The 24,319-nt window shown below is 47.6% G+C and carries 23 protein-coding genes; 1 reads left to right on the plus strand and 22 read right to left on the minus strand.

Annotation, left to right across the window (positions count from 1 at the left end):
• Positions 1 to 111 precede the first annotated feature (111 nt).
• The 20 genes from CU103_RS12270 to CU103_RS12375 all read right to left on the minus strand — a co-directional run bounded on the left by CU103_RS12270 (position 112) and on the right by CU103_RS12375 (position 20,528).
• Positions 112 to 1,755, minus strand: coding sequence for a hypothetical protein (locus tag CU103_RS12270; RefSeq protein ID WP_106664198.1), 1,644 nt, complete (start codon positions 1,753 to 1,755; stop codon positions 112 to 114).
• Between the two features lie 2 nt (positions 1,756 to 1,757).
• Positions 1,758 to 3,785: a hypothetical protein gene (locus CU103_RS12275; protein ID WP_106664199.1), complete on the minus strand. Its 2,028-nt coding sequence runs from the start codon at positions 3,783 to 3,785 to the stop codon at positions 1,758 to 1,760.
• A gap of 12 nt (positions 3,786 to 3,797) precedes the next feature.
• Positions 3,798 to 5,243: a tail fiber domain-containing protein gene (locus CU103_RS12280; RefSeq protein WP_106664200.1), complete on the minus strand. Its 1,446-nt coding sequence runs from the start codon at positions 5,241 to 5,243 to the stop codon at positions 3,798 to 3,800.
• Between the two features lie 580 nt (positions 5,244 to 5,823).
• Positions 5,824 to 6,258, minus strand: a complete 435-nt coding sequence (locus CU103_RS12290) for a hypothetical protein (protein WP_106664202.1) — start codon at positions 6,256 to 6,258, stop codon at positions 5,824 to 5,826.
• 343 nt (positions 6,259 to 6,601) lie between these two features.
• The gene (locus CU103_RS12295; RefSeq protein WP_106664203.1) at positions 6,602 to 8,440 is read right to left on the minus strand and encodes a hypothetical protein; all 1,839 of its coding nucleotides are present in this window, start codon (positions 8,438 to 8,440) and stop codon (positions 6,602 to 6,604) included.
• A gap of 25 nt (positions 8,441 to 8,465) precedes the next feature.
• Positions 8,466 to 9,086 carry a phage adaptor protein gene (locus tag CU103_RS12300; RefSeq protein ID WP_106664204.1) on the minus strand — a complete coding sequence of 207 codons (621 nt, stop codon included), beginning with the start codon at positions 9,084 to 9,086 and terminating at the stop codon, positions 8,466 to 8,468.
• 16 nt (positions 9,087 to 9,102) lie between these two features.
• On the minus strand, positions 9,103 to 9,495 hold the full coding sequence (locus CU103_RS12305) for a hypothetical protein (RefSeq protein ID WP_106664205.1): 393 nt from the start codon (positions 9,493 to 9,495) through the stop codon (positions 9,103 to 9,105).
• On the minus strand, positions 9,488 to 9,745 hold the full coding sequence (locus CU103_RS12310; RefSeq protein WP_106664206.1) for a hypothetical protein: 258 nt from the start codon (positions 9,743 to 9,745) through the stop codon (positions 9,488 to 9,490). The genes CU103_RS12305 and CU103_RS12310 overlap by 8 nt, the downstream gene beginning before the upstream one ends.
• Before the next feature lie 2 nt (positions 9,746 to 9,747).
• The gene (locus CU103_RS12315) at positions 9,748 to 10,410 is read right to left on the minus strand and encodes a glycosyltransferase family 2 protein (RefSeq protein WP_106664207.1); all 663 of its coding nucleotides are present in this window, start codon (positions 10,408 to 10,410) and stop codon (positions 9,748 to 9,750) included.
• A gap of 113 nt (positions 10,411 to 10,523) precedes the next feature.
• Positions 10,524 to 11,519 (minus strand): DUF5309 domain-containing protein, encoded by a 996-nt coding sequence (locus CU103_RS12320; protein ID WP_106664208.1) that lies wholly within the window; start codon positions 11,517 to 11,519, stop codon positions 10,524 to 10,526.
• 80 nt (positions 11,520 to 11,599) lie between these two features.
• Positions 11,600 to 12,598 carry a hypothetical protein gene (locus CU103_RS12325; protein ID WP_146147787.1) on the minus strand — a complete coding sequence of 333 codons (999 nt, stop codon included), beginning with the start codon at positions 12,596 to 12,598 and terminating at the stop codon, positions 11,600 to 11,602.
• Positions 12,599 to 12,723: 125 nt separating this feature from the next.
• Positions 12,724 to 12,966 (minus strand): hypothetical protein, encoded by a 243-nt coding sequence (locus CU103_RS12330; protein ID WP_106664210.1) that lies wholly within the window; start codon positions 12,964 to 12,966, stop codon positions 12,724 to 12,726.
• Positions 12,967 to 13,680: 714 nt separating this feature from the next.
• A complete protein-coding gene (locus tag CU103_RS12335; RefSeq protein WP_106664211.1) occupies positions 13,681 to 14,157 on the minus strand; it encodes a hypothetical protein in 477 nt (158 codons plus the stop codon).
• A 380-nt stretch (positions 14,158 to 14,537) separates the two neighbouring features.
• Entirely contained in the window at positions 14,538 to 14,972 is a 435-nt protein-coding gene (locus tag CU103_RS12340) for a hypothetical protein (protein WP_106664212.1), read from the minus strand.
• 21 nt (positions 14,973 to 14,993) lie between these two features.
• On the minus strand, positions 14,994 to 17,243 hold the full coding sequence (locus CU103_RS12345) for a portal protein (RefSeq protein ID WP_106664213.1): 2,250 nt from the start codon (positions 17,241 to 17,243) through the stop codon (positions 14,994 to 14,996).
• A gap of 207 nt (positions 17,244 to 17,450) precedes the next feature.
• On the minus strand, positions 17,451 to 18,803 hold the full coding sequence (locus CU103_RS12350; protein ID WP_106664214.1) for a terminase large subunit domain-containing protein: 1,353 nt from the start codon (positions 18,801 to 18,803) through the stop codon (positions 17,451 to 17,453).
• 3 nt (positions 18,804 to 18,806) lie between these two features.
• Positions 18,807 to 19,100, minus strand: a complete 294-nt coding sequence (locus CU103_RS12355; RefSeq protein ID WP_106664215.1) for a hypothetical protein — start codon at positions 19,098 to 19,100, stop codon at positions 18,807 to 18,809.
• A gap of 677 nt (positions 19,101 to 19,777) precedes the next feature.
• Positions 19,778 to 20,017 (minus strand): hypothetical protein, encoded by a 240-nt coding sequence (locus CU103_RS12365; protein ID WP_106664217.1) that lies wholly within the window; start codon positions 20,015 to 20,017, stop codon positions 19,778 to 19,780.
• Positions 20,018 to 20,051: 34 nt separating this feature from the next.
• Positions 20,052 to 20,237: a hypothetical protein gene (locus tag CU103_RS12370; RefSeq protein WP_106664218.1), complete on the minus strand. Its 186-nt coding sequence runs from the start codon at positions 20,235 to 20,237 to the stop codon at positions 20,052 to 20,054.
• Positions 20,238 to 20,255: 18 nt separating this feature from the next.
• Positions 20,256 to 20,528: a hypothetical protein gene (locus CU103_RS12375; RefSeq protein ID WP_106664219.1), complete on the minus strand. Its 273-nt coding sequence runs from the start codon at positions 20,526 to 20,528 to the stop codon at positions 20,256 to 20,258.
• A gap of 1,458 nt (positions 20,529 to 21,986) precedes the next feature.
• Here CU103_RS12375 and CU103_RS12390 point away from each other — a divergent pair.
• Positions 21,987 to 22,289 (plus strand): hypothetical protein, encoded by a 303-nt coding sequence (locus CU103_RS12390; protein ID WP_106664222.1) that lies wholly within the window; start codon positions 21,987 to 21,989, stop codon positions 22,287 to 22,289.
• A 10-nt stretch (positions 22,290 to 22,299) separates the two neighbouring features.
• On the opposite strand, the gene CU103_RS12395 is transcribed toward CU103_RS12390, so the two are convergent.
• Both CU103_RS12395 and CU103_RS12405 read right to left on the minus strand, forming a co-directional pair.
• Entirely contained in the window at positions 22,300 to 22,512 is a 213-nt protein-coding gene (locus CU103_RS12395) for a hypothetical protein (protein ID WP_146147788.1), read from the minus strand.
• 359 nt (positions 22,513 to 22,871) lie between these two features.
• On the minus strand, positions 22,872 to 24,314 hold the full coding sequence (locus tag CU103_RS12405; RefSeq protein ID WP_106664225.1) for a hypothetical protein: 1,443 nt from the start codon (positions 24,312 to 24,314) through the stop codon (positions 22,872 to 22,874).
• Positions 24,315 to 24,319 lie beyond the last annotated feature (5 nt).

The raw sequence follows: 24,319 nt of genomic DNA on the forward strand, positions 1-24,319 counted from the left end.
TTATATCTTCTTCTCAAAATGTATAAAATAGAAATTTAGAAAATAAGGGGTCAGCAAGGTAAAGGAGCAAACCCCCTGACCCCTACCTCGACTATTAACTAGACGAGTATATTAATATGGATTAGCAATATCGACGGCAGCACCACCAACACGATGACCTAAGCCACCAACCAGTAGAGCACCTAGAAGTCCTGCCTCTAGAGCTTGTGGAGCTTTATCATTGGTACCTGCACCTTGCATAGCGGCTATAATCAGCCTACGCGCTTCATCATTAGGAAGCTTACCTTGCTTAACTGACTTGTGTATCTTATTTATGATTTCACCAGCAGTGAAGTTTTTGCCACCTGCCTTAGTCCCACCTTTGAGAAGTAGGTTAGCTAAGTGTTCATCGATATCAGTACGACGACCATCTTTGACAGTCTCTATTTTACGACGAAGTGCATTCCAAGTTCGGTTGGATAGACTCTGAGGTCCACCAATCTCAACAGGAGCTTTCTTCGTAATCTTTGAAGCAGCTTCTCTATTCAAACCAACCCCCAAAGACCTCTGCATACCTCTGTTAGCATCCGCTACGATAGCAGGACTCCACAGACGTTCCAGAAAGTCATCGGCTCGGTCACCGAAGAGGTCATTAAGCTTACGCTGATTTGCCTGTCTCTTGAAGAACTGATACGCCTTGTCGTGGTCACCACCAAAGTCAATCAGCTTGTCTTGAAAGAATTGCTTCTGGGCTTTGATACCCTTTGAATCTCCCGCTTGAGGTGTAAACCAATCAGCAAGGCCACCGACTTCACGCTTAGCCTGAGAGACACTGCTCCCATAAACATCTTCGATAACATCTCGACCCTTACCCGGACTTCTTGCAATCCTATTAAGTTCTGCAAGCGTACGGTCTTCATCAATGGGTAGGGGTATAGGATGGTGGTGAAGGTATTCCTGAATTTGATGACTGGATGGGGTATCTTCTATTCCGGGGATGTTCTCTTTGAGAATCTTAGGAATTTGGTTTCCACCAACCGTATCATTATATTCTTTAGCAGCGGTATAGAGTTCTTTACCACCGACACGGTTAGGCGCGAGACCTAGTTTTGAAAGACCCTTCTGAACAACATTACTAACTAAAGGGGCGGCAGCAGGACCGAGAGCACCAAAGGCACCACCGGTAAGCATTCCCTGTTCTACGTCTTCCCCTCTAACTGCTGCATCAGCACCACCTAGGGCAGTACCAGTAGCACCACCTAGTCCGACACGAGTAGCGAAGCCTAGTCCACCAGTAAGTCCAGGAATAGACCTCGCACCGGTAGCTATTGCCCCACCGGGGAGAGCCATAAGGGCACCAGTACCGGCAGCAGCACCAGTGAGTTCACCGGCAGTAGCAGCATAAGGATGATACTCCTTCGACTGCTTACCAGCTTCCTCACTGTACTTACGTGCCTCCTCCCAAGTCTGGCCTGTGGTATCACGACCAACCATAGAAGTAGGAAGGTGTGTATCTAGCCATGCGTCAGCATCCAAATAGCGTTCTTTGAGCCATGGGCCGACAATAGGTACTCCGTTAGCAAAGCCTTGGCCGAAGGCAGTGTATTCACCCTCTTCACCCCTAAGCCTTGATTGTTCGGCTGAGTCGCTAAAACTACGAATGTCATCAATAGTGACGCCCTCAGACGCAATGTACCCGTCGATATCTTGTTCGGGGGCATTCTGTTCCGCCATCTTTCTGACGTTACGTTTGATACGTGCGAGGTCTTTCGCCATTATTAATCCAATCCGTATTTGGTTTTATAGTTTGTTTTCCCATCAGCTTGAGGAGCCGTAGGTTGTCCCTGAGCAGCAGAAGTGCCGGGAGATACATGGATATTAGTTGGTGTAGGTCCACTCTCAGCAGCCTTGAGTGCATCTTGACGTGCCTGTTCAGGTGGCATTGATGCACGACGAGCAGCAATCTTATGCAGGCGAGAAACCTCCGCCTTGTACTCGTTTAGAGCCTGTAGCCAATCCTTAGGCGAAAGGGTGTAGTTCTGGAGTCTCTGAAGAGCACCCTGAGCTTTCTGACCTTCTGCCTCAGTAATCTGACCACCACCACGGAGAGAGTTAAACGCCGTGAGGAACGAACCATTGACAACCTTATCGACGCGCGAAAGGAAATCACGTCCTTCTGGGGTAACGGCAATATTGTTCATACTAGCCATACCGTCCAGCAGACCTGTGGAGTTATCGATACCCGGATGACTCTCTAGGATATTCAATTCACCTAGGGCTGCACCCGTGTCACTATTGACCTTATCGAAAGCGAGCAGAGATTCACCCTGTCCCTTACCATAGGCCCCACCCTCACGCTTAAGACGTTCTTCTTCCTCAGGAGTACGTACCGTTTGACCGGGGAGATTAACTTCTTCCCATTCACCAGTATCCTTACGTCTTTGCCAAGTGTGTACGGTACCATTCGCGTCGGTTGTCCGTTCGATACCTGCGAAATAACCACCAGCACCACCTGAGCCACCACCGTTCTTCTGGTCAATGAACTCCTTGAGTAGTTCTGGGTTTCGAGCCATAGCCTCAGCTTCAGCAGCACTCATACCCTGACCAGTGAGCCAATCGTAAGTAGCCCTTTGCTGACCGATAAGTTCTTTCTGACCCATCTGGAGCTTCCGTCTGGCGTCTATCCGTTGAAGGAGAGCATTACCTTGGTCCGGGAACCTAGGGTCCAGATTTGCAAGAGCAGCACCGATGACTGAGAAATCAAAGAAAGGTTGTTTTTCTTCCTTGAAGGGGTTTTCAGCACTAGCATTGGGAGCCGCCGGAAAACGTGGTGCGTTGTCCAGGTAATCCGACTGAGGAGTAAAACTCTCGTTACCCGTCACCTTTGGAGCATCTGGGAATCGACCATCTTGTTTCGTCAGAGCTTCCTGACGCAGACGTTGCTCTTCGGGCAATTGTGTACCGGAAGGAGCGAAGATACCACCAAGAATTAGGTTATTAATGTCATCATCGACAGCCCCAGTAGTAGCAGGAGCATCGTTAGCAGGAATATCCTGCATCTTATCGAACCTACGCTCGTGAGGGTTAGTAGGAACAGGGGAAGCAGGAGCCTGAGGGGCAGCGTTAGGAGCAGCAACATCAGGGATGTTCTGCATCTTATCGAACCTACCAGCATTAGGAGCGTCAGGAGTCCTCGTATATTCAGCCCCCGGTAAATTACCGAGAACCTTGTCCCAGATGTTAGGCTCTTCAGCTACAGGAGTCTGTGAACCGATTGCGGTACCAAACTGAGTAGCTAGGTCTTGAATGTTCTTTTCTTTACGAGCACGAGCAGCATCAACCTTTGCTTTAATTTCGTTAGCCTTGGGGTTAGCAGCCGTGTAGGGTTTAGCAGAACGAAGGAATTCCTCTTCCTCCATCTGTTCCGACAGAGCATCCTCTTCCATAATCCGCTTAGCTGCTTCAGCCTTAGGATTATTGCTATAAGCAAATCCTGAGTCACGAGCCGCACGAGATTCAGACTGACGGTAGTCATTCAGGAGGGGTATATCCGCCATGAAGCCACCACTAGGTGTATTCACGATAGGACGACCCTTCCCTGCCTGTTCCTGTACTAGGACTTCAGGGTCAATTACCGGAAGGGCTGTAGATTTCTTATCACGAAAGGCTTTCTGCTTCTCAGCTTCTTCCCTAGCGGCTTTGTTCTTAGCCCTTATAGCATTCTGAGACTCTAAGGTTTTCTTGACCTTAGCTTGTCTCGGAGTCTCTTCGGCAGAGCCAAAAAGGAAATCAAAAATACCAGCCATTATATTCTCCAATTAGCGAAGCTTGCTATAGTCCACAGACTTATAGGACTTACCCTTGTGTTTGAACTTACCAACCGCTTCAGGCTGTTTCCTCTCGACCTCCTGTGCCATAACACCAAGGATGCCGACTTTACCTTTAGGCTTCTCGTCATTCATTTCGTATTCGTAGACGTTATGTCCGCCCGGAGTCTTACCTACCTTCTTGACATCCTTTTTAAGACGTTCGTCAGAAGCAAAGTTAGTACCGGAGAACAAAGTACCTAGCGCACCTAAGATATTCATAGGCTGACTAGACTTACCCGACTGTGTACCGTAACTACCAGCCGACTGTGTACCAGCCGAAAGAAGTCCACCAAGTCTCGACCAATCTTGCATATCGTATTGTGAGAACTGGTTGATAAGGTCGTCAAGCTGACCCTGCGACATGTTGTCAATCTGACCACCAATCTGAGCCTGTTTGTCAGCGTCGTACGTCTTGTTCCCTTGGATAGTCGGAAGAGCCGAAATCATACCGAGGACGTTACTGAAGCCCGTGTTCTCTAGTCCACCAGCCCCCTGGAGAGCGGCCAACTTGTCACGGAATTGGTTCTGACCAATAGAAGCAGTGTTAGCACCAGCGTTTGCAATTCCACCGGCAGCATTAAGTGCGGTGTTCATGCCAGAAAGCTTGTTGTTAATGTCTTGCGACTTGTAACCAGTCAAACTATTAGCAACATTAATATTGTTACCAATGTTCGTACCTTCCACACCAGCTACACCAGCGGCAGCATTACCTTGGATACCAAGACGCCCTTGCTGTTCACCAGAGATAGCGTTAGCAGCCTGAAGCTGACGGTCACGTTCTTGATTGTAGTTAGTGTATCGGAGGTCGTTGCTCGTCTTAGCTAAGCTATCTGCGAGAACACCCTGATTGGCCCCACTACCGTAACGTCCACCAGCAGCGAACATACGCGATGTGTCATCGAACACAGATTCCTGAGCATCAGAAACCATCTTGTCTATGTAGGGATTATTCTGGAGCATATCACCAGCAGCCGTACCAGAGAGGTATTGCTGTGCAGCACCCGGAGTACCTGCCTTGTCGTAGACGTTCTGCCAATTTGCAGCAGAGACATCACCGAAGTCCTGTTCCAGTGCAGACGTATCAATCGGACCTACGTTCTGTGCATTGTCAGCTATATTCTGGTACAGAGGGATGGTGCTATTGATGTTATTAACACCTTGGTCAACCGTAGGGTTAGAACCAGACTGACCCATAGCCAACATAGCGTCAGCAGCAGTCTTAGCACCCGGAGTCATACCATTGTTCTGGAACGTCTGGGCAGCAGCATTAATAGGAGCAGTCTGCAACTGTTGGTTCATGTTATTGTATTGAGTAGAACCGGGAGTGGCCCAAGCCGGATTGCCTGTGTTGTAGTTCTGGGCAGCAGTCTTGTTTTGACCGGAAGTATTTGCCATATTTATTTTCCTTTCGGACCACCAAAACTATGCTTGGACTTGTCCCACATATTAGGCGATAGGTCTGGTTTGGAATGGATGTGCTTAAGAAGACCGACAGACGGAGAACTAGGCCCTAACTTAGGGGCCTTTGCCTTAGCGACCTTCTTTATTGTGACCCTCTTGAGCTTTGCCATTAGTGATTTCCCGCAGTGCGCCTCGTAGACTTCTCTTTTGCCAGACGGTCTTCGAGAGCTTGGAGTCGCGATGCATACTCAGGGTCTACCCTAGGTGCACGTTGCTGTGCTGTGGCCCTTTTGGCTTTCAACTGTTCAATCACCTGCCTAGCCTGAGCTATAGCGGGATTGTTCTGCCAAGTTTGATTAGTGACAGAAGGACCAGTATAACCGGTAGCAGCTAGAGCGTTGTTCATCCCACCAAGGGATGCATCCGAGAAGCCAGCACGAGTTGGTCCTGTATATGGATTATAACCATTACCACTCTTATAGAGGTCCATACCCTCAGCAGCAGCCTCCTTGAGAAGGGGTTCAGCCCACTTCGGTGGTTTATTCTCTTGTGTTGTCTTACTAGTTTTTGACATCTAAATATCTTTCTTAAATACCACGATTGACTCGTTAAAGCCGTAATCGCCTAAGAGCTTTCTATAACCTTTTCGGCCCCACCAATGAGCTTGTGTTACTCCATGTTCCTGCTTAGCCCATTCTTCTATTTCGGACATAAGAGGAAGAGCGTCTTCTATTCGAGAGCCACCAGCCTGTGCGTACATGAGAATCTTTTTCCCATTGCTAGCTAGCGTGATAATCTCTGTAATAGGAGTGAGTACAACTTTGCTTTCCTCATCTAAGATAAGCCATAGTTGCCTTTCACCTCTGAAGCATTGACCTAAAGCGTGCTCTACAGTCTCTTCGTCTGGGAACTTATCGCAATACTTAGTAATGCAAGCGATTATTTCCGGCCAATGTGGTTCCATTTCTTCGGTAGTCATATGTTGTGTGTTCTTGAGTGTCAGAGTCATTAACCGCTCCGTCCCGGCCACTCAACAACAGTCAATGTGACATCAATAGCATTGGACGTACCGGCCTGTACCTTGATTGTATCACCCTCAGCTAAAACCAACCCCTCTAGAGGGAAGTAGGTATAGAGATTTCCGGGTATTGATTGTTGGTGGACCAATTTATAGGAATCGGCTGCCGCAGTAGAATTCCAAGTGATACTCACTGTAGCAGCGGTACCAGTAATGTTTACACAGCGGATACCGATACAGTAGGTGTACTGACCAGCCGTAAATATGGTCGTGTTTGAAGTAGTCGTTAAGTGTGCACCTACACTTCTACACTGATTAGTAGCAAAATTACTCATTATCGATGTCCCTCTGGTTGTCCCTCAGGCTCAACTCCGTGGACGTGTGTCCAGTTCTGACCAGCAGGAATAGATAATTCGAACCTATGCATCTGACCTGAAGCTATAGTTGGGATAAGGCCAGTGACAGTTGAGTTGTTAGCGGACTGTTTCCAGTTTCTAGGTTGTCCGGGGAAGTCTTTGGTAGCTACTCGACCAGAAGTGGTTGTAGCGTCAGTCAGTGGCCTAAAGCCTTTGACGTAAGTTCTACGACCCTCACTCAATGCGATATCAGCAGTTTGAAGTCTTGCTGCTACAGGGTCGCCGGAGAAGAACCCTAGGCGATAGTCATCGTCAAACGCAGCAAAGACCGGTAGAGAACCAGACCAAGCACGAGAGTCTAATGAGAACGGAAGGTCGTCTAGGTTACCTACGTTATCGAGAAGTTCCAATGTGTAGCCGGGGGTAACCGAGTCACAGATGGCCGTCAGGATGGTATCGGGCTTGATAAGGCTCCAACGGTCGATACCGTAGTTGTAAGCGAGTAGACGGTCGAACGTCTGGTCATTCTGGTTTTCGACAGACCTATAAGCCCAATAGACGCAAGCACGTGCCGGGTCTTCAAACCCATAGATGTAATACGTCTCGTTGAAGTCACAGTCATCGAAGAAGAAGCGGTCTACCCGCTCCACACCAATCTTAATCGGATTAGGGGTAGCGTACTTATAGAAGCCATCCTGAGACAGATAGAAGGTACCACCACCCGTTGAGATAATGGAGTTTCTAGCGTGGGTACCGTGTTGCTCAACAGTCTTCTGGAACCGGAAAATTAGGGGTGTCGCCAGGTCCAAAGTACCCTCACGGATACAGTGTTCGTGGAAGACAACAATACCGTCCTCAAAAGAGGCCGTACCCATAATCTCACCATCGTCTGGAAAGACTTGGAAGTCAGCGGAACGCTTACGTGGCTCCCAGTGTTGAGGGGCATTCAAGCCTGACCACTGAGCAGCTTTGTCACCGAGGGTGTCCAGAAAGGACGTGAAGATGAAGTCACCGACTGTATCGATGTTCCTTGCCCGTGGGGCATCAGGAGACAACTGTACGAAGACTGCCGTGGGGTCAGCGAGGTCGAAATAGACAATAGGGTCAACGCCATTCGTAGCGACAACCCAGTCACCAAACTGAGTAAAGCTCCAACGGTTTGCAGCAGGAGTGCCGTACTGAGCCAGAGGCTCTACTTTCACATCATCAATATTGAGTGTCGTAGGGCCAGAGGAAGCTATGAACTTAAAGGCAGTGTTACCAGTCGCAGCGATGATGTGCATCGCATACGTACCGTTTGCGTTAACTGTCGTCCCGGCTACAGGAGTACCACCGGTTAGCGTAGGAGTAATTGCTCCAGCCGAATAGCTAGATACTGTAAAAGATACTTTGTAGGTAACACCAGCGGTCAATGCTAAAGTCTGCGAAAGTCCGTTAGTATTGGCAACAGCCGTGAAATGTGCCTTACCGGCTGAGATAGTGACAAGAGCGTCTTTAGTCCAATTAACGTCTGCTGCAAAATCACCAGTTAGAATAATATCTGCTTCAAGTTCAGAGATGTTATCCCAACCGAGTGTAGTAAAGTTCAACTTGTAGAGTGCGTTTCCAGTAGCGGCGATAGGTAACCAAACACCATTACCCTGCACAGCAAGGAAGGTACCTTGAGGTCTACCGGGAAGTGCGTTAGTCAGTGGAGTGAAGCCGGGGAACGGTAGGAAGCTATCAGCAGCCGGAAGGACGTTCTCTAGAGTGCTTGTATAATTTGGGTCAAAGTCACTTCTATCCGGCCCAAATTGAGCGAATTGAATAAGGCTCATCAATTACTTCCTTAAATAACATAAATTATGGATTTGGTCCTGAGACTTTAGCTATGGTTCTTTGTCCGTAGACGGCCTTACGGTCGTCCTGAACTAGTGTCTTAACTGCGTCAGAAAACTGTGCACCAAAGATAGGCAGACGTTCTACGTCACCAATAAAGATGGCTGCATGCTTCAGAGTACCGTACAGATATACCGTCGGTGCCTTAGAAAGCAGCCAGTTCGTAGGTGCGGACTCAGACAGAGCAGGAATCTTGGCGAAATATTGAAGTTCAATATCACTTGAATTCAGCGGGAGTACCTGTGCCGTATCGTCATCGTTAATAACAAAGACTTCTGGGTATCCAGCGTACCGAATGGGGTACATTGCCTCAGCCGTACCTGGCACAACCGCATCGAGGCGTCTCCGAGGGTTAGTCAGAGCCGTGATGCTACGGAACTCTTGGTAGTCAGTAGGAAGTGTTACCCTACCGTCGATATCAGGAGTTAGGGAGACAATTTTAAGCTGTTCACGACAGCGAAGTACCCGATTTACCTCAGCCTCACAGAGGTCAATAAAGTCCGGTGCATAGGTAATGAGGTCTTGTCTGTCGTAGGAGAACTGCCCTACAGCGGACAGAATATCTGTGTAAGTTGATAATGCCATAGGTGTTTCCTAGAAATTAAATGGTGCCCTCTTTCGTTCTGAAGGGGGCGAAATCAGCAGAGTTCAAAAGCTTCTTGAGAGATTCTTGGTTTCCGTCTTTCTGACGTGGGGCGATTTCTCGTGCCCAGATGTGCATAGGAATAGAAGCAACCTTCGTCCCTACAGCGTTATCTTCACCGTCATTAAACTTATTACCAATGTTGTTGTTACGCAGTTCCGTTATCCCGTCGATAAACTTCTGTGCACCATACCATTGTGTCTTGCGAACCGTACCAAGCTCAAATTCATATTCGATAATACGAGTACCGGTGAATGCGTCGTCGTAAATAACCTCTGTTCTAAGTAGAGCGCCGAGGTCCATGCTTTTAATAATATCTTTTGAAATATTTAAATGAGACTCTTTAGCCATAAAACCTCTTAACCACTTCCTCAAAATCTACTTCAGCCACTCCATTCTGCACAAGGAGCCTAGCTTCACTTATAGGGATAATAATAGTCGTGTCTTTGGTGTGTTTTCCATCGTTGGTGAAGTAGTTTCTTTTCAACCTAACCGGGAAAGGCATTTCGACAGCTTCAGTAGTAACAACATCAACAGGCTTTAGTTTTGGAGTATCGGGAATGATTTCCTTAACCCCTTTGTTATTCGTAGGACGTGCCATATTTATTTTCCTTTGGTCAGAACTTTAGCCTGAGACTCAAACCCATAATCGCTAGCAGGGTCAGCCCTGTATCGAGTAAGGTAATCGTTGAAATTTGCAGAGTAATCTTTAGTGCCCATGTGGGTCAGATTACATGTCGTATCTAGATGGATTTTCCCACCAAGGGACCTCCAACGGAGACAGAACGCGTTGTCTTCAGAGTAGTAGTGGTCACGTGGTTTATCGTAGTAGGTATCGAAGATTTCACTCTTACCCATACCTGCTTCAAACATCCTTTCGAATACGGGACGTTTGATGGCCATAAATCCGGTAGGTGCGAATAGCGTTTCCGCGTAGCCGTTTTCGTCAACTTTACCCACATGACTAGCGTGTACCGGGAAACCAGCACCTTCTTTACGCTTAGCGTAGACACCAGCACAGACGTCGAAATCAGTGTTAGTCACTCGATTGAATTCGTCAGGGGAGAAACCAACATCCGAGTCAACGAACATTAGAGTTTCCCAATCACCTTTCATGAAGGTGGAGACGATACCGTTACGGCCAATCGTGACGAGAGAACAAGCCAAGGTGATAATATCAGGCATAGGCTTAAGACGTGTGACCGAGGTAAAATAGTTAGTACAAACCTTCTCGTCACCCGTTGGGGTAGCAAGCAAAATAGACATAAAATATTCCTTTGAAAAATAGCCTAAACAAAAGGGTGCCTAGGGGGAGAGATGGGCTATCACCCTCCCCTCAGGACTTGGCTTCAGTTAATTAGACTGAAGTTTAGCTAGGATTAGCTGTTGGTCGAAGTACCGAAGATATCAGCAACAACACCGTGAGCAGCTTCGTTCTTCATAATGAGCGTGTACTCGACGTTCAGAACGCGATTCTCAGCATCACCGACCTTTGCAGCTTCGTGCATCTGGATATCATCGAAGATACCTACAGCAGCCTTGTCCGGGTCAATGACAAGGACGTTAGAAGCAACAGTAGTGCTGTAAGACATTACACGGTTCGGGATGACATCAAGAACGCCAAAGTCCGAAACATACATGTCAGCACCAGCGAAGATAGTAAGCTGTGATTTACTACCCTGACCCTGATTAGAGCGGAGTTCCGCAATACCAGAGAAGCCAGAGAATACAGTCTTAGCATACGGTGCAAGCATAACAGTGGTAGGGTTACCACCAGCAACGAACACATCCTTCAACACAGTATCAAGCTGCGTCTTAGCAAAAGCACGTTGCGTACCAGCACCAGCAGCATCAACGATACCCGTACCGGAGTTGAATCCACCATCGGTGCCTGTAGCACCACGGTCAGTGTTCGTCTCAAGCCAAGCAGCAAAGCCACCAAGCTTACGAGCCGTACCAGCAGCACCAGCAACCGAGGCGACGTTCGACAGGAGAGCAAACTCCATATCGCGCTTCAGTTCCTTACCCTTCTTCTGGAGTTCACGCTTCAGTTCCGACTTGCGGCCAGCCTTGAGCGTCTTGTCCTGGGTACGGGTAACCGAGATAACCTTCTCAGAAATCTGAGTGTAGTTACCAACGCGAGCCGTTGCAGAGAACTCGGTGAATGCCCAAGCATTGCCTTCAAGAACAGCGTTTGAACCCGGAGTTGCAAGAACATCCGTCTGCCATTCAGGGTGAACCGACTTGACCGGCTCACGACCAAGCAAGGTCGCCAGAGGGGTTTCTTCAGGGGTAATGAGGTAGATAGCTTCAGCAAGCTCTTCGCGATTGCCTACAGCTTCATAGGTGTCAAATGCACCAGTAACCTGTGCCATAATTAATTCCTTCTAATATAAATATTTTTGAAAATTTGGTTAGTAGTATCTCAGGGGATACAAATTAAGGTGTTTGAGTCTTAGAGAAATTTATCCAAAACTCTATCGAGGGCATCAGTGTCTTTACCCTGCGATTTGCGCAGACGGTCTAGGTCAGAACGCATAGAAGGCTTATTAGTGCTTCCCTTAGACGTTGGACTAAGCGGAGGCTTACCCTTCATCTTCTGTACTGCTTTGGGCTTGTTAGCCATTATCTTCTGGTATTCAATTACGTCTCTAGCGAGGAGTAGAAAGCGATGGTCGAAAATCCCGGCCACGTCTTCCTCGTTAAAACCATATTTTGATACTGCTCCAATAATGTCGTTATTAAACCGCTGTACGACCTCTTTATTCCTCAGTTCAGGCATCAACTCGACTGCTCGGTCACGTTCTACCTCTGCCCACTGGCTAAAGGCTTGCGTCTGCTGAGCTTCCTGAGCTTCCGACATCTGCTGCTTAGTCTGGATAAGTCCTGCGACTTCCTGCATCCGCTGGTCGAATATGGCTTTATGCTGCCAATACGCCATAGGATTAGTCATAAGCAGTTGGTTGGAAGGTTCTTCAGGAATTGACGCCAGAGTAATCTCTAGTGCCAAGTCTAGTACCTGTTCCTGCTGCGCTAGTGCCGCATGACGGGTTTCGAGCTCCTTACGGTTTGCTGCGATTTCCTGCGTCTTGCGGGTATAGTCTTTCTCCCTGAGGTTACCACGGACCAATTCTCCGACGGTAGTAACAGAACCATCCGGTAGAGTTACCTTACTGTCATTGCCAGCAAAATGCTCTTCCTCATCGTCCTGAGACTCGTCTTCGGAATCATCCTCAGTGTCACCATCTTCTTCCGAATCTTCATCATCGGGAGAAACTTCCTCGTCTTCCTCCTCTTCGTCATCTTCGACAGAGTTAAGGATTTCCTCTTCCTCCATATCGTGTTTCTCCGCTACTTTAGTAAGCGAATCAATACCTAGGAAGGAATCAAGGAGGGTGTCAGACGTAGGGGTAGAACCTACAGTCCCTTGCGGGGTGCTGTTATCGGTTGTCATAAAATATCCTTTGAAAAGTTTTAGCTAAAGCAATTATGGGTGTGCTCTAAATCGAGTCCCTAGTTTTGCTGCGCAATTAATTTGAGTAAGTTTTATCTACGAGCATAATCTGCATCGTAACTTATTTAAGCGACGGTACGCTTTGTATTCTTGCCGTTTAATACGACAGAACGGAGATAGCCTTTAACACCCTTAATAGTGTTAATCCTGTCTATCAGCATCCGTCTCTTTTTATCTGAAGCCCAAAATGGGAGCCTCAGTAATTCGTTATAAGAATCATCTTCCGCCTTCTTAAAGGCTTCATCCAATATAGGGTCGTTCAAAAGTTGGTCTGCTCTATACGCCCTATTCTCTTTATCTGTCGTCATTTTGCTCCTTTTGACAGTTGAGTTGCGAGTTACAATACGTCTGCTGTCAGGGACATACAATGACGCCCAGTGGTAGATGTTTGTGCGGCTGCCCACCTTAGACCGGTTGACCCCTTTAGAGTGATATTCGCATCTGTCTCTGTAATCCTAACTACACCATCGATTGATACTTTAATCGTTGCACCTTCCATCGTGAGCCGGACATTCCGAGAACCAGAAGTGAATGTATCTGCGTAAAGTGATGAACCTACCTGGGTGACTGTACCAGCCAGACATTTTAGAAGTCTCCAGCCACCAGCCGTTGAGGACCAGTGTGCGAGATAGTAAGTCTGTGCATCGGCTTGAAAGCGACCACAGATACCAAAATTATCGGAGATTGTTGTATAGTGCTGGAATACCCCTTCAGCGTAATAGTCCGCAGACGGTGGTACCCAAGCTGACCTATACTCTCTTGTCGTCGACGCTGGAGAATATACACCGTTGTCTATGATTAGAGCAGGGGCAGTCTGGAGTGACCCAAAACCGAAGGCCCATACTTCACTAGTATCAGCAGTATGTGCTGTCAGTGCAGTACCATTAGCGGCTGTGAAGGTGTCAGTAAATGTGAAAGGTGTTTGAAAGAACTTACCGGAGAAGTCTTTGACACCTAAGGCTTTATTCCCCAATCCCTTGAAGCTTAAGATATCCATATAAGTTCCTTCGTCAGGTTAGTTATTAGACGAGTGTCAGGGAAAAGTTATCGTCTATCTCGACGTATTGACCAGCCGCACCGGATATCCCGACAATGCCAATGAACATCGCTGTTCCCGACATGACGAAGGTCTGTTCGGTGAAAAGGTGGTCAACACTGTCAATCAACTCATAAATGCTGCCATTGGGTAAACCAGTGTCTGGTGTGATACGCAGCCTCACCGTGGAACAGGTTCCAACGTACATACGACCATTCAGCTTGTATGTGGCCCCATTAGTAAGTCCTGCGACCTGCTTCCAGATGCGTGGATTACTACCAGCACCGATTGTCGCTCTTGCGCGTCCACCAGCAATAGATAGCGTCGTATCCGCACCTGCTACCCAAGAAAGTGGAGCCATCAGGTTGGGGTCTATAGGAGCATCCGACTGAAAGAATTCACCCGAGAACTCCTTGACACCCAAAGCCATGTTCCCCAGACCCTTGTAGCTTAGAACGTGCATAGAAGGCTCCTTGGTATTAGAGGAAGTGTACGGTCAAGCTTGGGGTCGTTGCACCCGCGAGAGTGGCACGATAAAATACTCCATAAGGAAGTTTGAAGAAGCCTGTACCAGCAGCAGTGAATACGAGTTCGGTGTCTGAAATCCACGTACTACCGTCTACAGAGTATTGAATAGTCAGCGTACCGCTACCGAAGGTTCCTGAGACTACAACCCCTACTTCAGGGAGAGCACCAGCGTCCCGGTAGCCCGTGTAGCTCTGAGCGGCAGTAGAGCCTGACGCACTGAGTGTAAAACTAGCCATATATGTTAGTCCTTGTGAAAGAAGAAGGAAGTGACCCCTCTGGGTGCGCATGAGTCAGAGGCGTGAGGGGCACTATTAGTTAGGCGTCAGCTACCGTGAGGGTGAAACTAGCAAGCTGTGTGACGTTACCGTTTGCATCGGTAGCTTTGACAGAAAGGCCTGTGTAAACACCAGATACAGCAGCACCGAACGTACCGGAGACTGCACCTGTTTCAGTGTTAATTGTGATAGCAGCCGGCCAAGTACCTACGAGAGCGTAGACCTTAGTACCAACACCACCAGTGGCGGTAGCTGTGAAGCCAGTGTAAGCCGCACTCTCGGTACCCGTAGTAATGGGAGTGCCAGAGATGGTTAGAGTACGGCCACCATTCTGCTTGATGTAATCGGAAGCCGCACCGGGACCATAATTGGCAAGCTGGGCGTTAGAAAGGGAGCCAGCAACATCACCACCTTGTTTGATAAGGTCGCTGATGGAACCACCCACATTCTTTAGTACTGTATTAGACTGAGGCATTAATTATCTCCAAAAAATTAGTTATTCACTCAGGTCAGCTTTGACGATATTTGTGTCAAATCCGCCTTGTGCCCCTTGTGCGATTTTCATTGCATTAGCTTCACGAGTAATCTGGGCTTCTATCTGCATCTCTTCACGACGAAGTTGAGCTTCTAGGAGTGCGACTTCCCGTTTATGCTGGATTTCAAACTCAGCCTTTTCACGAGCCATCTGCATATCAAGTTCGTGCTTTTCGCGAGTGACCTGGAGGGTCATAGCGTTCTTTTCACGCTCTGCTTGAAGCTCAGCGGCCATCTTCTGTTGCTCCAGGGCGAAGTCAGCTTGAGCCTTCTGTTGAGCCTGTTGAGCATCGAACTGGGCCTTCTGCTGCTTAACTTGCATCTCAGCTTGTGCCTTGGCCACTTCTGGGTCCGGCTGCTGTTGCTGAGGCTGTGACAACTGCTGTAGAGCCTCTGGCGTAATCTCATTGAAGAACTGTTCGGTATTCTTGATACCGGAGACCTCAACCATTTTACGCAAAGTCGTGACGTACTTATCGACACCAGAGATGGGGTTTGTAGGTCCACTTTGGGCGATAATCTGTTCTTGCTTGGCAGCAATCTGCTGGAGCATCATAAGGTCTTTGTCCCTAGAGCCAGAACCAAGGCCAACCGAGACAGAAGTGTCCATAGATGCATTCCAACCACGAGGGTCATACTCAACCCATTTGTTACGGAGACGCACGGTACGTGGCATGTCTTGGTTTTGGACAACGAGTTTCAAAAGGCACTTGAAGAACCGTTTGAAGCCCATTTCAGCGAAGTTACGAGCGATAAGCTCAATCTTCGAATAGGAAGCCGTCTGAGCAGCGTTTACGGCCGTGGCGGTCTGGTGCTGCAACGCATCCAAATCAAGCGCCATAGTGGCCTTAGAGGCTCCTGTGCGACGTTCTACGACCTCATCCATGTACTGGAGACCCTTGAGGGCTTCACCAGCGATAAAGGGAACTGAAGTTGTGAATACAGCCGATGCAGGGTCACCGTTTACACGGATGACGTTACCAATCTGCCGGTCATAGAGTGAATCGGGATTGATAATCCGCTCTTCGTCTACGATACGGTCAGGAATATTCGACTGATAGAGGTTGTTGAGCATCTGACGGATAAGAACCGTCTTAACTCGCTGTACATCTTCGACTTCATTGAAGACAGAACGACCAAGCCAACGATGAGGAACAGGTTCAGCAATGAAATCCGAGAACGGATAGTCACCTTCCCACTCCTGCCAATCTAGAACAACACTGGTACCGGAACCACCCATGAAAACTTGTAGGGTTTCAGCAATACCATCACCATTGTAGTCACACTTGACATACGCTTCGATAATTTCAATTTCGTCTGTGGAACTATCGATACCGGAAGAAGTCCAAAGAGAACCAATCTGTTCCCGACGAGATACTTGAACCCGGTCAAACGACAAATCCCCGCCAAAGGCCGGGAGCTTGTATACGAGGTCTTCATCAAAACCCTTTTCGATTAGTTCCGAACGGGTAAGGAAAGTCCTCTGAGCGACAAACTTTGCATCTTCGATACAAGTAGCAACCGCATCGATGAGAAACTCTTCTGGGGGAACTACAACGACCTTCAGACAGCCGGTAGATTCAACCTTCTTAACCTTGAGGTTGTAGAGGTTAGTTACCATTGGAGGCAACTGAGGGAGATTACCAACTGGTAGAGGAGTTTGTGGAACCTCTGGTTGGACAACTTCCTCGAAAACATCTTGCTCTAGAACTTCAACACCCTCTTCAGAGAGGATGAGTGCAGCTTGAGCTTCCGTAAGGTTGTGGAAGATGTGGACGGTAGCCTTCTCGTACGGCTCCCACCAATGCTTAACCACACCGTTTCCATGTAGAAGGGAATCATAGAAAACACCGTTGAATATACGGTAGCCGTCTAGCTCTTTCGTAAGGATGTAATTGACGTAATCAGTAGCCTGAGCAGCAGACTCTTCGTCTTCTGGACCATGAGGTTCATAGGTGACGAGATTGTCCCCTGCGAAGAAAACTCGCATTAGACCTGGAAGAATCCAGCCTATTACGTCTCCAACATCCGACGAGGTAATCTGACTCGTACCTTCATCAGCAGGAACGTCACGAAGCTCACCCCGGACGTATTCAATAGCCTTAACTCGGTTAGAGCGGTACTCCTGTCGGTCGTAATCGATAGAGCGGCTAACATACTGTTGGACCAGACCTCCAATCTCGTCCTCTGTAAGTTTCTTTCTTTCAGCCATTAAAAATTCCTTAAAACTAAATGTTTGTTCAGCCTCTAGGAAGGGCTGGAATATTGTTTGGTAATTCTATTTTTTATTGAGATGTGAAGGGTAGTACAGCAAACCAACTAAGCGATGGTTGAGCTTAAATCTATTCACCACCAACGCTTCCACTAGCTCAACTAGCACAAATAGCACTAGTAACGTCCGAACCAGTTTTCCAAGCATTTAAACAAGACCAGAAACATACTTACTCTTAGTCTTACCAAGGGTATCCCAAAACGACTGACGTTTAGCTCTGTTCTCTGCACCTGAAACAATTGAATAGCGGAAAGAGTCCGCACCGTTAGAAGCCCAGTTGTGCAATGGCTTATTCGACAGGACTTGCATCCTTTCGTTGTATTGCGACTGGTACATCTTTAGGCACTCAATGCCACGCTTACATAGTTCCTTATCGAACCAACAACGATTCAATATGGAGCGTACTAGTTCGATATCGCCAATAACAGATTTGGTCTTGTCGAGAGAATCACACGTTAATCCACGTCCTCTAAGGAACTGGATACGAGATTTCCCAGACTGAAGCTCTCTAGCTTCTGCGTCATGCGGTAGGTAGTTCATCTCGATTGAGTACGGGAGAGCTTTAATCCAATCCACATAATGAGAAAGCTCTTGGTTGGCGTTCTCATAGTAGTTTATGTAGTGCCTCTCGTTACCGACAATTTGGAACACCCAGATAGCCGTAGTATCGTTGATACCCAAGTCCCAAGACGTATAGACCGGAGCGGCCTTGTCATAGGCAACCTTCGTAATCCTGCCTTCAACATCAGCAGCTTCGATTAGGGAACCGTAATAGGAACCTTTGATAGCCGCAGTGAAGGAGCACTCGAATTCCTGCTCGTACTGTTCAGGGGTCATCATGTGCTTGGCGTCGTGTAGTTCGCCAGCCGTCAGAATGCCTGTCTCAGAAGCCTTGAGGGTCAATGAGAACCACTTATCGGGTTCGTTCTTGGCCTGTTGGTAGATGTCGTAGAAGAAGTTCATCCCCTTGGGGGTACCGATGAACGTAGCCCAACCTTGACGGTCAGCTAGAGCAGGACGAATGACTTCAGGCCATGCCCTAGGGTCAATGTCACCAGCTTCATCGATGATTACCCCGTCGAAATAGATTCCACGGAGTCGGTCGTAGTTGTCGGAACCATAGAGGCGAACAACAGATTTGTTAGGGAAGATACAGGAAAGGTCGCTCTCACGGATTTCAGTACCCGGTATTTTGGAAGCGAACTCTTTGAGGTAGCCCCATGCAGTATCCTTCGCCTGAGCAAAGGTAGGAGCGATATAGGCGTACCTGGGGGCCGGATATTCTCTGGCGTTGGCTAGGGCGTGGTCTACGAGGTCAATGACACAAGCAACGGTCTTCCCGGCACGACGATGTGCAAGGATACAACCCCAACGCTTTGTGCGAGAATGGAATAGACGGAACTGAGAACGAGCTTCGTAACCGAGGTCAATTTCCTCTACGTTACCCTCTTCCTCTTCTTCGTTTTCGTAGACCTCCCCCTCTTCAAGGGAGGTAAGCATTGATTATTCAGACTCCTCAGAAGGAGTGTCTCGCTGAATCCCAGTGATAATTCTTAGGGTCGTCTTGGTGTCACCAGTGACTTCCTGTGGGATAAGCTTAGCAACCAACTGAACAAAGGTCTTAGGGTCTTTCTTAGCAACCTCTAGGAGATACTCGTGTCCACCAGCTTCATCAAAGGCAAGTTTGACAGCTTCTTTGATAGTTTTCGTAATCTTGTTCTTAGAGCCTTTGACACGACCGGGACCACCAGTTTTGAGATAGTCACCAAGGTTGTTGGTCTTAACTTCTTCGCTCATTGTAAATTTCCTTAAGCTAATGACCTCTAGCGACCTAAGAACCTAGGGAGAGGTTGAAAAATGTAATAAAATCTATTCTGTGCCTATTGGCTGGATGTCCCTGAACAAGACACCCTCAATGCAGTCCAGCCATGAAATCTTGTTGTTTTCGTCAATGACGGCATACTGACAGCCCTTGAACTTATTGTTCTCGTCACATACATCACGTATGACGTACAAACCGCCATCCCATAGTCTGGCTCGTATCTCAGGGTCATAAACTAGGAGTGACTTCAAATCTTTTTGTGATATCAATTTGTATATATCCTTTAAGGAGTTGAAAAATTACACCTTGTAAATACGAGGGTAGGCGCAAATATTTAAAGTAAAAATTCTGGGGGTACCCACCCCTTAGAAGTAAACCTGGAGTAAACCTCTAGTACTGGTTGATGGAATTACTAATCAGTAGTTGTCAATCCACATTCTTTTACTGTGACATTAGTTGTCAAGTACTTTGTTATACTTGTTATGTAGTAACAGGATGAGGGACAAAGGGGAAAGATAAGTCCGAGGATTACGAATGGACCTCACGACCGACGACTTACGTAAAGGTAAGAGGGTACGTTAGGCACAAAGAAACCCCCAGTGCGTGAACACTAGGGGTCCTATCTGATATCAGTTATGTATGGACCCGAAGGTCAAGCAGCCGGTGGTTCAATCCTCCAGCAACCGTAGGTCTCGTCATCTATCTTGCGAATAGCAAATGACTTCTCTTTATCTTTCTTACGGTACGCACCGACAGCAGCAGTTACCCGTTTGAGTTCCTCAGGTGAGAACTTGAAAGCGTGACCTACCTGCATAACACCAAAGGGGTAGATGCTTTCCCGTGAACTGGTCCTGTCTGGCATTTCCAAACCGTTGATAATTTCAAAGGCCATGATGTTTAGTTCCTTTCTGATATGTGTGTATCGTTTAGATATGTTCGAAGGTGAAGAGCCAACCATTAACTTGGAGGTACTCTTGCTCATCACAATCCCAAGCCTTGAACCTATCGTCTAGGTCAGCGTCTGGCTTAATGAGAAGGTGAAGTTCTACCATGTCACTGAATGCCATCACTTCCTTAGTGAAACCATCCAATACAGCTACGTTGTCTGTCATGGTGTATGTCCTGTCTGATTAGTACCCTAGCTCATACCTAAGCTGCTTACGAAAGTTGTTAGCGCTCAGGTCGTTGTCATTGGAGAGGTCTTCATAAAACCGTTGAGTTCGTTTCATCCGGCTTTCCCGCTTGAGACGTTCCATTCGGTTCAACTGCTCTTCTAACATCTTGCACTGCTGATATTCGTACCGTTGCTGAGGGTCGAAGACATCTTGTGGCAACCAGCAATGGGCATTAGCAGAGGTCGCAAGAAAGAGGGTAATCCCAAGGGTAGTGATAAGCTTTTTCATTTCCACATTCTCTTTCTGTTAGAACCCACAAGCTGTCATGAAGCGTTCACGGTTAAAGCGTGGGTTGTCTTTCTTGAAGAAAATAGCGAGTTGCACAGCGACATTTTCCAAGTGGTCTTTCGCTATGTCATTACCGTTTCGGTCTAAGAATGTTCGAAGGTATTTCATCTCATCCCTGAACACGTCAGAGACGGCTATATAGTGTTTCTTGGTCATCACTATCTCTGTCCTTTCTGATATGTATGTCGGTAGACTCGTTAGTCGTGGAGTAGTGCAACAAACAGCAGTATCAGCACGCCCATCACCATTGGTGACAACCTAGCCTCAACTAGATGTAACAACATGTCCGTTCCTTTCTGATATGGTTAGAAGGGAGAGAGTAGAACGGGTGGCACAATCGCCTAGAAAATTTCTACAAGCACTCCCCTCTATATATTACCGCTAATATTATTTGACCCTTACACCCAGGTAGTCCAGGTAGAGAGAAGGTCAATCCCCACAGAAGCCCAAGGAGAGGTTTTAGGGGCTTTTAGGCTACATCGTACCGGACAACCCCCAGAACGCTCTGTACGGGGCGCTATGAGGCAGAGAGAACTCAAGCAGTACAGAATAAGAACAAGTATAGAACTGCTGGTCTGAGGGTAGAATTCTAGTAATAATCCACTAGACACGTAAAGTTTGGCATTCCGTTTGGTTGCAATCGGCCAGACACGTACTTTTAGCAATTCCGTTTGGTTTGAATCGGCACGTAAATTTCGGAGTTCCGATTTGTTATACTTGGCGTATACTTTAAAACATTATATCTATAATATGTTTCTCAAGGTGTGTGTCTTAGGGAGCCGACACCTTAAGCACCCCCTTGGGGGAGAACAAAATATTGGACTAAGATTGGATACCTTCTAGAAATTATTATAACTTCATAACCTATTCAGCTACCCCTTACCCTTAGTGATACCCTTAGTTTCTAAGAGATACATTTAGTAAAGGTATTTTCTTATAACCTAGGTACATTCGTTAAGTATTTTACTCTTCGTAAGATACCCTCCGAATCATCCCTCCGTATCTCTCTCCTTATCCCCCTCCTTATAGGTTCCCCCTTTTCCTCTCTCTTCTCCTCCCTTCTTTACCTCCCTTAGCCAATCGGGGAGCCACCATATGGGTTCTGCCAATACGGCTTCATGGGAGATGGGGCGGGAGGTATTTGCGGAGGTATGGAACCAATGGGTGGGAGGTATAGGAGGAATGTCTTAATCGACTTCAGCTTCTCTCGGATTACCTGAAGATGTTCCTTCGTTAGGTTATCCTCTCCGATGGCATCCAAGAATCCTGTAAGCCAATTATCAAATTCATGGGGTGTCATTCGTTTTCCTTTGTGTATTGGGTAATTGGAGCCTCGACTCTTTTCACAATTCTGCGTGTAATCCCCAGAACTTTGGCATTCTCAGGAGAAAGATACTCATGACCGATGAAGTCGTTGTTGGTAGCGGTAAGACCCTCAAGGTAGGTGATGAGACGTTCAAGATTAAGGACCATGGTGTTCCCATTAGCTTTGTTGACTTCTTCACGGAGTACCGAGCCAATAACGGTATGGTTTCCTTCGCCACGGCTCATATTGTGCATGACGCTGGTAACGAGCCAGAGGTTGTTATCAACACGAGGATGCGAATGAGCTTGGTCACCGCTCAGGCAATGCACGGACTGCTTGGGGATATCCTCGAACAGGCGCTTAAGCCACCAGTTGATAAGGATAAGGCGCACTGAGGTATGTGAGTTAATCTAGTTGGTCATCTAGTAGTGAATCAACCCTACGTTCCAATGACCAAACATCATCTCGTGACTTGAACCACTTCTGTTTCATTTCTTTGAATGCCTTCCTAAGAGCTTCAATCTCTTCGATAGCATCCTTGAGCATTCGTTGTTCATCAGGCAATAGGTGTGACCAATCGTTCTCCTTGAGAGGTTTAATAACATCACGTCTAGCCATTGGTTCCATTCCCTTCTTTTTGAGGGTTTCTTAGTTCTGAGGTATGATTCCCTAGGCCCTACCCTTCTCGCTAATTTCTTCTGGGGATGACCACCCAAATGGACGGTATTTAATACACTTCGCTGACTTGGTTTGTTCGTCTACGAAGTCTAGTCCTGCCCAGAAGGATAAATCTAAGTCATTCTTGAAAACTGGAGTACCATCACGAGTGATACGAACTAATCCCTCATAACCATGCTCTTGGAGAAGACGACACAGAGGTCCGATGGGGTCTTTGATACGAGTCTTACCGTTCATATCGATGAAGAGTCCTGACGGGGTGTGTTGTGCCCCGTAGGAACCAAAGAGTTTTACCTCTATCATTTGTTTGTCAGTCTCGCTTTGACCCATTCCTTGCGTTCAGCAAAGGGAACGTTCTTCAGCATGTATTCGATGTCCTGTGGGGATAACTGTTTCACTAGGTCACGTACGCTAGGGTCAAGCTTAGCCTCACCCGTATCGACAACCTTCTTCCCGAACATCTTGGCTGCTTGGTCACGGAGCCTTTTAACCTCAGCCTCATCCCTGGCAGTAGTCAACCTACGGCCAAAACCACCAATAACTGTCTCGTCAGGTAGGTAGTCAGGTTGCTTGAGGTAACGAGAGGTAACAACATCACCCTCTACCTTTCCGGGACCTTGGAAACCTTTAACCCTACCCTCACCCTGAGTGAAGGAAGTACCTTCAGGAGTACGGGAACGAATAGCCTCTTCGTAAACCTCATCAAGGCCTGTAGGCATATCGTCTAAGTCCTCAAAGCCGTTCCGCTTGATGTCCTCTAGAACCCTATCAATCCAATCCCCGTCTATCTGGGGACCACGCTTCAGACGAGCGTTCGTATGAATATTGTCGCCTTGGAGGTCGTAACGCTTATGAGGGTCTGGAGAAGGGTCTACATAATCTTGGTCGTAGAGTTTCCTCGTACCGTCTGGGTTCTCGATTATCTGTGTATTGAACCTGTCGCGATAAAGCGGAGGTTTTCCAGCACCGGGATTTTCACCTACTCGACGCTTAGCGTGGTAAGTTACCGACTTGTCCAAAGACTGCGTTTTCTGTCTCTCGGTAAAGAGGTCCGCTGCTGCCTTCCTACGGTCCTTCTCGGTGAGGGGCTTCTCTACCTGACCACGGAGGTAAAGCTCTTCGTTCAGGATACGGTCTGGTTCTGGTGTGTAATCTGTCGCACCATAGGAGAGCTCGTCTACCAGGTCGTGTTGGACTTCTGCATTCGGGTCAATCTCATCGACGTACTCACCAGCCGAACTACCAAGCTTGGGGTCATTGACCTTTCCTGAACCTACCGGACGACCACGGCCTTTGACCTCGACACCAGCAGCAATCTCAGCCTCACGCTTCTTAGCACGTGCCTCAGCTTGCTTAGCTGCCTTGTATGCCCTGAGTTCATCAGGGGCCATATCCTTGATTTTCTTCTTGACGACTGTCTCTACGACATTGCCACCCTCTTTGATGGCCTTACCGGCTAAGTCCCCGACACCCGGAATAACACCAGCCAAGGTACCAGCAGCACTGATACCAGCACCAAGGTAGTCACCCTCGTCATATGCACGTTTGGTATCGTCTATCCCTACGGCTTCTCCAACACCGGGAATGAAATCTGCAACAGTACCTACTGCTTCAGCGACATCCTGCTGACCGTACTTATCTAGTCCGAGCTTCTCTAGTAGCCCAGCAATAGTCCAACCTAGTTTGTTTCGAAGAGGAGGGTTATAGGGCTTCAACTCCCCCGTAGGTTTAAATTTATCCATTCAAA

The organism is Phyllobacterium sophorae (assembly GCF_003010965.1).
Classification (GTDB): domain Bacteria; phylum Pseudomonadota; class Alphaproteobacteria; order Rhizobiales; family Rhizobiaceae; genus Phyllobacterium; species Phyllobacterium sophorae.

Bases quoted from the DNA above. Each gene is read 5' to 3' on its own strand.
- CU103_RS12270 (WP_106664198.1), bottom strand. From the start codon at position 1,755: ATGGCGAAAGACCTCGCACGTATCAAACGTAACGTCAGAAAGATGGCG.
- CU103_RS12275 (WP_106664199.1), bottom strand. From the start codon at position 3,785: ATGGCTGGTATTTTTGATTTCCTTTTTGGCTCTGCCGAAGAGACTCCG.
- CU103_RS12280 (WP_106664200.1), bottom strand. From the start codon at position 5,243: ATGGCAAATACTTCCGGTCAAAACAAGACTGCTGCCCAGAACTACAAC.
- CU103_RS12290 (WP_106664202.1), bottom strand. From the start codon at position 6,258: ATGACTCTGACACTCAAGAACACACAACATATGACTACCGAAGAAATG.
- CU103_RS12295 (WP_106664203.1), bottom strand. From the start codon at position 8,440: ATGAGCCTTATTCAATTCGCTCAATTTGGGCCGGATAGAAGTGACTTT.
- CU103_RS12300 (WP_106664204.1), bottom strand. From the start codon at position 9,086: ATGGCATTATCAACTTACACAGATATTCTGTCCGCTGTAGGGCAGTTC.
- CU103_RS12305 (WP_106664205.1), bottom strand. From the start codon at position 9,495: ATGGCTAAAGAGTCTCATTTAAATATTTCAAAAGATATTATTAAAAGC.
- CU103_RS12310 (WP_106664206.1), bottom strand. From the start codon at position 9,745: ATGGCACGTCCTACGAATAACAAAGGGGTTAAGGAAATCATTCCCGAT.
- CU103_RS12315 (WP_106664207.1), bottom strand. From the start codon at position 10,410: ATGTCTATTTTGCTTGCTACCCCAACGGGTGACGAGAAGGTTTGTACT.
- CU103_RS12320 (WP_106664208.1), bottom strand. From the start codon at position 11,519: ATGGCACAGGTTACTGGTGCATTTGACACCTATGAAGCTGTAGGCAAT.
- CU103_RS12325 (WP_146147787.1), bottom strand. From the start codon at position 12,598: ATGACAACCGATAACAGCACCCCGCAAGGGACTGTAGGTTCTACCCCT.
- CU103_RS12330 (WP_106664210.1), bottom strand. From the start codon at position 12,966: ATGACGACAGATAAAGAGAATAGGGCGTATAGAGCAGACCAACTTTTG.
- CU103_RS12335 (WP_106664211.1), bottom strand. From the start codon at position 14,157: ATGCACGTTCTAAGCTACAAGGGTCTGGGGAACATGGCTTTGGGTGTC.
- CU103_RS12340 (WP_106664212.1), bottom strand. From the start codon at position 14,972: ATGCCTCAGTCTAATACAGTACTAAAGAATGTGGGTGGTTCCATCAGC.
- CU103_RS12345 (WP_106664213.1), bottom strand. From the start codon at position 17,243: ATGGCTGAAAGAAAGAAACTTACAGAGGACGAGATTGGAGGTCTGGTC.
- CU103_RS12350 (WP_106664214.1), bottom strand. From the start codon at position 18,803: ATGCTTACCTCCCTTGAAGAGGGGGAGGTCTACGAAAACGAAGAAGAG.
- CU103_RS12355 (WP_106664215.1), bottom strand. From the start codon at position 19,100: ATGAGCGAAGAAGTTAAGACCAACAACCTTGGTGACTATCTCAAAACT.
- CU103_RS12365 (WP_106664217.1), bottom strand. From the start codon at position 20,017: ATGGCCTTTGAAATTATCAACGGTTTGGAAATGCCAGACAGGACCAGT.
- CU103_RS12370 (WP_106664218.1), bottom strand. From the start codon at position 20,237: ATGACAGACAACGTAGCTGTATTGGATGGTTTCACTAAGGAAGTGATG.
- CU103_RS12375 (WP_106664219.1), bottom strand. From the start codon at position 20,528: ATGAAAAAGCTTATCACTACCCTTGGGATTACCCTCTTTCTTGCGACC.
- CU103_RS12390 (WP_106664222.1), top strand. From the start codon at position 21,987: ATGACCGATGAAGTCGTTGTTGGTAGCGGTAAGACCCTCAAGGTAGGT.
- CU103_RS12395 (WP_146147788.1), bottom strand. From the start codon at position 22,512: ATGGCTAGACGTGATGTTATTAAACCTCTCAAGGAGAACGATTGGTCA.
- CU103_RS12405 (WP_106664225.1), bottom strand. From the start codon at position 24,314: ATGGATAAATTTAAACCTACGGGGGAGTTGAAGCCCTATAACCCTCCT.